The sequence below is a fragment of the Mesorhizobium sp. M7A.F.Ca.US.005.03.2.1 genome, from assembly GCF_003997795.1.
Classification (GTDB): domain Bacteria; phylum Pseudomonadota; class Alphaproteobacteria; order Rhizobiales; family Rhizobiaceae; genus Mesorhizobium; species Mesorhizobium ciceri.
The window spans coordinates 1-7,413 of record NZ_RZRP01000258.1 but is presented as its reverse complement, the minus strand read 5'-3'; the positions used below and the strand labels follow the sequence as shown (position 1 = coordinate 7,413).

At 62.9% G+C, this 7,413-nt stretch carries 6 protein-coding genes and 1 pseudogene; 3 read left to right on the top strand and 4 right to left on the bottom strand.

Annotated features, from left to right (window positions below):
• From EN991_RS16080 to EN991_RS16070, 3 genes are all read left to right on the top strand, one after another.
• The coding region (locus tag EN991_RS16080) for an aldehyde dehydrogenase family protein (protein WP_164769111.1) at nucleotides 1-1,286 on the top strand (1,286 nt) is incomplete at its 5' end.
• Between the two features lie 91 nt (nucleotides 1,287-1,377).
• Nucleotides 1,378-1,953 carry a DUF1349 domain-containing protein gene (locus EN991_RS16075; RefSeq protein WP_063170443.1) on the top strand — a complete coding sequence of 192 codons (576 nt, stop codon included), beginning with the start codon at nucleotides 1,378-1,380 and terminating at the stop codon, nucleotides 1,951-1,953.
• A gap of 216 nt (nucleotides 1,954-2,169) precedes the next feature.
• On the top strand, nucleotides 2,170-3,144 hold the full coding sequence (locus EN991_RS16070) for a hypothetical protein (RefSeq protein WP_127369124.1): 975 nt from the start codon (nucleotides 2,170-2,172) through the stop codon (nucleotides 3,142-3,144).
• 185 nt (nucleotides 3,145-3,329) lie between these two features.
• On the opposite strand, the gene EN991_RS16060 is transcribed toward EN991_RS16070, so the two are convergent.
• The 4 genes and pseudogenes from EN991_RS16060 to EN991_RS16045 form a co-directional block, all read right to left on the bottom strand.
• Nucleotides 3,330-4,862: a mercuric reductase gene (locus tag EN991_RS16060; protein WP_127369122.1), complete on the bottom strand. Its 1,533-nt coding sequence runs from the start codon at nucleotides 4,860-4,862 to the stop codon at nucleotides 3,330-3,332.
• The gene (locus EN991_RS16055; protein ID WP_063169869.1) at nucleotides 4,852-6,231 is read right to left on the bottom strand and encodes a glucoamylase family protein; all 1,380 of its coding nucleotides are present in this window, start codon (nucleotides 6,229-6,231) and stop codon (nucleotides 4,852-4,854) included. Before EN991_RS16055 ends, EN991_RS16060 begins: the two co-directional genes overlap by 11 nt.
• Before the next feature lie 113 nt (nucleotides 6,232-6,344).
• The gene (locus EN991_RS16050) at nucleotides 6,345-7,097 is read right to left on the bottom strand and encodes an SDR family NAD(P)-dependent oxidoreductase (RefSeq protein ID WP_127369121.1); all 753 of its coding nucleotides are present in this window, start codon (nucleotides 7,095-7,097) and stop codon (nucleotides 6,345-6,347) included.
• 136 nt (nucleotides 7,098-7,233) lie between these two features.
• Nucleotides 7,234-7,413: pseudogene (locus EN991_RS16045) on the bottom strand (IclR family transcriptional regulator); the annotation flags it as partial.

Here is a 7,413-nt window from a genome sequence, read left to right as displayed (position 1 = left end):
CGTTCCCGGCTTGGTCCCGCTCCGGTCCGCTGGCGCGTCACGCGGTGTTGAAAAAGGCCTCCGACGAGATTCTGGCGCGCAAGGACGAGATCGGCCGCAATCTGGCGCGAGAGGAAGGCAAGACGCTGGCCGAAGGCATCGGCGAGACAATTCGCGCCGCCCAGATATTCGACTTCTTTGCCGGCGAAACGTTGCGTTTGACCGGAGAGGTCGTGCCGAGCGTGCGGCCGGGCGTCGGCGTCGAGATGACGCGCGAGGCGGTCGGCGTGGTCGGCATCATAACGCCGTGGAATTTTCCGATCGCTATTCCGGCCTGGAAGATCGCCCCGGCGCTGACACACGGCAACACCGTCGTCTTCAAGCCTGCGGAGCTAGTTCCCGAGAGCGCCTGGACCATCGTCGACATCCTGCATCGCGCCGGCCTGCCGAAGGGCGTGCTCAATCTCGTCATGGGCAAGGGCTCGGTCGTCGGTCAGGCGATGCTCGACAGTCCCGATGTCAACGCCATCAGCTTCACCGGCTCGGTCGGCACCGGCAAGCGCGTCGCTGCGGCAAGCATCGAACACATGCGCAAGTTCCAGCTTGAAATGGGCGGCAAGAACCCGCTGGTCGTGCTCGACGATGCCGACCTCGCGATCGCCGTCGATTGCGCGCTCAACGGTGCCTTCTTCTCGACCGGCCAGCGCTGCACCGCCTCGTCCAGGCTGATTGTGGCTGACGGCATTCACGACCGCTTCGTCGACGCCCTCAAGGATCGCATGAGCAAACTGGTCATCGGCGATGCGCTCGACGCGCAGACCCAGATCGGTCCTGTCGTCGACGCGACGCAGCTGAAGCAGGACGAGGACTATATCGCCATCGGTGTCAGGGAAGGTGCCACGCTCGCCTTCGGTGGCGAGCGGCTCGACCGCAAGACGCCGGGCTTCTACCTGCAGCCGGCGTTGCTGACCGAGGCGACCAACGCCATGCGCAGTTCGCGCGAGGAGATTTTCGGGCCTGTCGCCAGCGTCATTCGCGTCAAGGACTATGACGAGGCGCTTTCCGTCGCCAACGACACGCCCTTCGGCTTGACCTCCGGCATCTGCACCTCGAGCCTCAAGCATGCCACGCACTTCAAGCGCAATTCGGAGGCCGGCATGGTGATGGTCAACCTGCCGACGGCGGGTGTCGATTTCCATGTTCCCTTCGGCGGCCGCAAGGGTTCGAGCTATGGGCCGCGCGAGCAGGGCCACTATGCGGCGGAGTTCTACACCACGGTAAAGACGGCCTATACATTCGCGGGCTGATCAGCCGTCGACCGATCAGCCGGGCTGATCGGTCACTGCCGGCCACGCCGGCAACCCCGCCATGCACATCTGGATTGGAGCGGCGCGAAGGATGACAGTGCAGGACCTGACCTGGCTTAACCCGCCGCCGCACCATTCTATCGACGGCGACAGCGTTCGTGTGCGCACCGGCAAGGAGACCGATTTCTGGCGCGAGACCTTCTACGGTTTCTGGCGCGACAATGGCCACTTCCTGCACCGGCCCGTCGAAGGCGATTTCACCGCCGAGGTCACCGTCAAAGGCGACTACGAGGTGCTTTATGATCAGGCGGGGCTGATGGTGCGGCTCAGCGAAACCCATTGGATCAAGGCCGGTATCGAGTACACCGACGGCCTTGCCTATTTCTCCGTCGTGGTCACCAACGACACGTCAGACTGGTCGCTGGTCGCCATTCATGCCGGTCCGGGCGGCGTCAGGATCCGGCTGACCCGTCACGCCGAAACGATCCGTGTCCAGTATCTCGATGCTTCCGACGGCCACTGGAAGCCTGTGCGGCTTGCCTACTTTCCGATCTCCAGGACGGTCGATGTCGGCATGATGTGCTGTTCGCCGCAACGCGAGGGCTTCGAGGTCACATTCTCCGGCTTTTCGGTGGGGCCGCCGATATCGCGGGAATTGCACGATTGAGACGTGCGGCCTGCGCCGACCGCAAGCCCTTCGACCTTTGTCATAATCAAGTCTGTAGATCGCCGCCTGCCTCGCCGGCGGCTGCGCCTGTCGTAAGTTGGGTTCTCCGGAGCCGGAATGGGTATTGCGGGGAAACTTTTGGCCTATGTTCCGCTCAAGGCGAATATGTCGGGCAGCACGTTGCAACGGTATTGGCATCCGCGCTAGGAGTTGCCCATGGGCAGGTTGCGAAGGGCAGTCAAAAGAGCCGTCTATTCCAGGGCGCTGAGATTTCTTGGCGTTCCGCCCGTGCTGTGGTCGCAGGGGATCGGACATTTCTGCGATTTCGCCGGGCCGCGCTGGTATCGCAACGCGTCAACCGCATCGACACAGAGCGAGGCATTTTTCCGCCAGCATTACAGCGGCGCACATGGCATCGTCTGGCTGCGTCTGAGCACCTTGTCCAGGGATGCGCAAACCTGTGATCTCGACACGTTCGTCAGGATCGTGTTGCCGACGATCACGGCACCGTTCACGCTGCTGACGACCGATGGCGATGCTTCGGTGCCGTCGGATCTGGCGAAGGACACCGTCGACCAGCTTCTCGCCAACCCCTTCCTGGTCTCCTGGTACAGCCAGAATTGTGACGGCACTCACCCCAGGGTCAAGCCTTTCCCGATCGGGCTCGATCTTCACACGCCTCGGTCCTTCGCCACGCCGGAAGGGCTTGTGAAGCAACTGGAAATCATACGCGCCCGGCAGGATCATGTGGACCGCCGCCCGCCCAGACTGTTCTCTGATTTCAGCATCAGCAATGGCTCGAGACAGCGCCGGGAACTGCTTGATGCCCTGCGCGGATGTCCGCATGTCGATTTCCTGGCGAAACGCGTCTCGCAGCGCTCGATCTGGCAACTGTACTCGCAATACCCGCTTGTGCTGTCCACCGAAGGCAACGGCCTGGACTGCCATAGGACATGGGAGCTGTTCTATCTCGGCTGCATCGTCGTCACCAAGACCTCGCCGCTCGACCCGCTCTATCAGGGTCTGCCGGTCATTATCGTCGACGACTGGCATGAGGTCAGGGACCCCGATGCGCCAAGGCGCTGGATAGAGCAGGCTAAGCATCTGACCGAGCGCGACCATGTTTGGGGACGCTTGCATCCGCAAACCTATCTCGAGCCCATTCGGCAAGAACTTCTGCACGCACTCTGACAGGGCAGCCACGAAATTGGAGTTGCGGTCGGCAGGGCCCGCAGGATCCGCGGAAATATAGAGCCGGCTAACCTCTGGATGGCGTCGACGTTTGGCGGATATCCGAGATGGTCGACGAGGCTTTCGTCAAGCGCCGCATCGTCGCCGAATGTCCGATGCACCAGCTGCGGCAGGCTGCCGGAATGTCACCATCGCCTGGACCACGCCAACCAGCGGCCAGCCAGATGCTTCCATGATGAGGTGAGCCTTGTCCGCCGATAGGCGTCGCCGGCCATCTTTATGCCTAGCGCCTGCGTCGGGAAGGGATGGATGACGTCGGCCAGCGCACGCAATCCCATGCCCGATTTGATGGCCAGCGACACCGCATTGATCATCTCACCGGCATGGCTGGCGACGACCGTGGCGCCCAGGATGCGGTCGGACCCTTCCCTGACGTGGATTTTGACGAAACCCTCCTCCTCGCCGTCCATGACCGCCCGGGCGACATCGTGCATCAGCACCGTATAAGTCTTGACCGGGATGCCGTTCTGGCGCGCCTCCGCCGGATAGAGGCCGACATGGGCGATCTCCGGATCGGTGTAGGTGCACCACGGAATGACCAGCTCGCTCAGTTTCCTACGTCCGAGAAACAGGGCATTGCGCACGACCATGCGAGCTGTGGCCTCGGCGGTGTGGGTGAATTTGTAGGCGAGGCAGACATCGCCCGCCGCATAGATGTGCGGATTTGTGGTGCGGAGATAATCGTCCACCTTGATACCGTCGGCATCGTATGCCACCCCGGCGTTTTCCAGGTCGAGGCCGTCGACATTGGGCGATCGGCCGATGCCGGTGATGATCTCGTCGACGGAAATCGTTGTCGTGATGTCGTCGCACACCAGGTCGGCGAGCTTCTTGCCGCCTTCCGTTCGCACCGCTACCACCTCGGTGTTGAGGCGAACCTCGACACCTTCGCGCGCCAGCGCGTCCGAAAGGATCTGGGCGGCGTCGCGTTCCTCGCCGGGCAGGAACATCGGTTCCCGTTGCGCCAGGATGACGTTGGCACCGAGCAGGCAGAAGGCCTGCGCCGCCTCGCAGCCGAGCGGTCCGCCGCCAATGACCAGAAGCCGCTTCGGGCACTCCGTGAGCTCGAACATGGTCTCGTTGCTGAGATAGCCGGCCTCGGCAAGGCCTGGAATCGTCGGCAGCCTCGGGCGCGCGCCTGTCGCGATCAGCGCCTTCCTGAAACGCAAGGTTTGTCCGGCGACCGTGACAGCGTCCGGTCCGGAAAACAGCGCTTCGCCGAAATAAAGGTCGATGCCTTCGGAAACCAGCCTATCGGCGGCATCCGCGCGGCTGATCCGCTGCCGGATCTGCCGCATCCGCGTCATGGCGCGCGGAAAGTCGACGTGAAGACGGTCCGGCATGTCGCCGCCGAAATTCTCGGCATCGCGCATGTCGGCATAAAGCCTTGCGGTGCGGATGATCGACTTGGACGGGATGCAACCGACATTGACGCAAGTTCCGCCGATCAGATTGCGCTCGATGAGCGCGACCTTTGCGCCGAGGCCGGCCGCTTCGTAGGCGGCAGTCAGCCCAGCCGGCCCGGCACCGATGACGACGAGGTTGTAGGGACCGTCCGGCTGCGGGTTCTTCCAGTGCGGCGGATGGGCGCTCGCGATCAGACTGATGTCGTTGCTGTCGACGGGGAAGGCGGTGGTCCTGGTCCGGTCACGCGACATTGCCGCCACCTGACGCCGGGCTTGCCGGCTGAGACAGCCAGCCGCCATTGAATCCGGCCTTGTGCAGACCGCGACGGATATGCTGATTGGATCGCATCAGCTTCCAGATCAGCCCTGACCGATGGTTCTCGATCATCATCACCACGATACCCTGATCCAGCCCATAGTGGCCTTCCGACACCCAGCCGTGCCTCCCGAATTTACGCCGGTTCGCCAATGTCGGATTGAAGCCGCTCGGCAGCCGGAAATTGTCGATCACCTCGGGGTAGCGATCACCGAGATGGCGCAGCGCCGCCAGGCAGATCTCCGGCGCGAAAGGCAGTGATGCCGGATAGGACCAAGGGGCGATCGTCCCGTCATCGGGCCCGAACGGAGCGCCGCGCGCGGCATAGCCGGAAAACCGCCGGCGCTGTCGCTCCACGCTGGTGCGGAAGCCGCCCGGCCCGTCGCCCGCCGAAAGTCCCCAAAGGTTCTCTTCATAGCCGTCATAGCCGTAAGGGTTGTGGCGCGCATAGTCGCGATGCAGATAGGTCGAGCGGCGGCTGTTTTCGAAATAGTCCGAGTTCTTCTCGCGCATGAAGGCGTCGCGGATGCCGGCGAAATCGATCCAGGCATGCGAGAACTGGTGCATGAACAATGGGCCGCCATACAGCACGTCGTAGCCGTAGATGTTTTCCCACTGATAGGTCGCCGTCCAGCCCTCGTAGCTGTTATCCGAGGTTGGACTGTCAGGCGAGGCCATCGACAGCACGTAGAGGATCGTCGCTTCGTTGTAGCCCTCCCAGCCATAGTGCAGAAAGCCGCTCTTTGGCTTCCAGCCTTGCCGCAGGGTCGGGCTTGAACCTTGTGCCCACCGCCAGTCGACGCGCCGGTAGAGCGCCTCGGCCAGTTGGCGGATTTCGGCTTCCTCGTCATCGTCACCGGAGAAATAAGCGCTCGCCACCAGCATGCCTGATATCAGCAACGCCGTATCCACCATCGACAGTTCGCAGCGCCAGACGCGCAGGCCGGTCCGCATATCGAGGAAATGGTAGTAAAAACCCTTATGGCCGGTGACGTCGTCGCTATTGCCTTGCCGGCTGGTCGAGAAGAAACGCAGCGCGGCCAGCGTCAGCTTCGCGGCGGCATCGCGCGTCATCCAACCGCGCTCGACGCCGATCGGATAGCTGGACAGCGCGAAGCCGACGACAGCGATGCTGGCCGGCGAATTTGGCCGCGATGTGTCGGCGACCAGTCCGTTTTCGGGGTTCACGTTATCGAGGAAGTAATCGAAGGCGGCGCGCTGATAGCGGTCCAGAAGCTCATCGTCGGACAGTGCGGCAGATTCGGCTCTAAGCAAAAGTAGCAAACTCCCGCCTGACGGCTGCATTCCGTGTCATGGTTCCCGCTACCTTGTCGCGACTTGTCGATTCGAGGCGTCCAACTATACGCCCGCATGCTCCATCCGTTGCACCGTCACGTGGAATTGAGATTCGTTCTGCCTCAGTAGGTGGCGCGGCCGCCGGAAACGTCGAACACGGCGGCCGTCGTGAACGAACACTCTTCCGAGGCGATCCAGCAGATCAGCGCCGCCACCTCGTCGACCTCGCCAAAGCGCGCCATCGGTATCTTGGACAGCATGAAGTCGATGTGCTCCTGGCTCATCTGCTTGAAGATCGCGGTGCGCACGGCCGCCGGCGTGACGCAATTGACCGTCACCCCGGTCTTGGCCAGTTCCTTGCCGAGCGACTTGGTCAGGCCGATTACCGCGGCCTTGGACGTGCTGTAGGCGGAGGCGTTGGGATTGCCTTCCTTGCCGGCGATCGAGGCGATGTTGACGATGCGGCCATAGTTGCGCTCGAGCATGTGCGGCACGAGCGCCTTGTTGCAGTAGAAGACGCCGTTGATGTTGATGTCGATGACCTTCTGCCAATCTTCCGCCGAATAGTTCCAGGTCGTCATGTTCGGCCCGGTGATCGCCGCGCTGGTGACCAGGATATCGACACCGCCAAGCGCTTCGAGCGTTGACCGGGCAGCGCGCTCCACGCCTGCGGCATCGGCAACGTCGATAGCGATGCCGTGAAGACTGGGGATGACGGCCTTGGCCTGTTCGATCTGGGCGGGATCGCGATCCCAGACCGAAACCCGTCCGCCTTCTTCGACAATCCTCTGCGCCACCGCCAGACCAATGCCCGATGCGCCACCGGTGATGACCGCCACCCGGTCGCTGAACCGTCCTGCAAAACTCATCGGCATCCGATCTCCCCCCGTCACCCGAACCCGATGGACTGACAACGCGAGCGCCATGCCATCGGCGGCGACTGTGCTGCCACCACCAGGCAAGTTCAAGCCGGCATGCAGCCCGATCGTCTGGGCCAATCCCGTGCCGGGATTACACGGGAATTCCCTCGAGCTGGTCGCCCAGTGCTTTCACCATCGCCACCAGCGCCGGTCCGATCTCGGCATGCGCGCGGTCCTCGGTGATGATCTCGCCGATGCCGCCGCAGGTGATGGCAACCAGCGGCGAGCCGTCACGCGGGCGGAACGGCACGCCGACTGCATGGATGTAGCT

Coding starts and splice junctions, on each gene's coding strand:
- EN991_RS16070 (WP_127369124.1), top strand. CDS start 2,170: ATGGGCAGGTTGCGAAGGGCAGTCAAAAGAGCCGTCTATTCCAGGGCG.
- EN991_RS16060 (WP_127369122.1), bottom strand. CDS start 4,862: ATGTCGCGTGACCGGACCAGGACCACCGCCTTCCCCGTCGACAGCAAC.
- EN991_RS16055 (WP_063169869.1), bottom strand. CDS start 6,231: ATGCAGCCGTCAGGCGGGAGTTTGCTACTTTTGCTTAGAGCCGAATCT.
- EN991_RS16075 (WP_063170443.1), top strand. CDS start 1,378: ATGACAGTGCAGGACCTGACCTGGCTTAACCCGCCGCCGCACCATTCT.
- EN991_RS16050 (WP_127369121.1), bottom strand. CDS start 7,097: ATGCCGATGAGTTTTGCAGGACGGTTCAGCGACCGGGTGGCGGTCATC.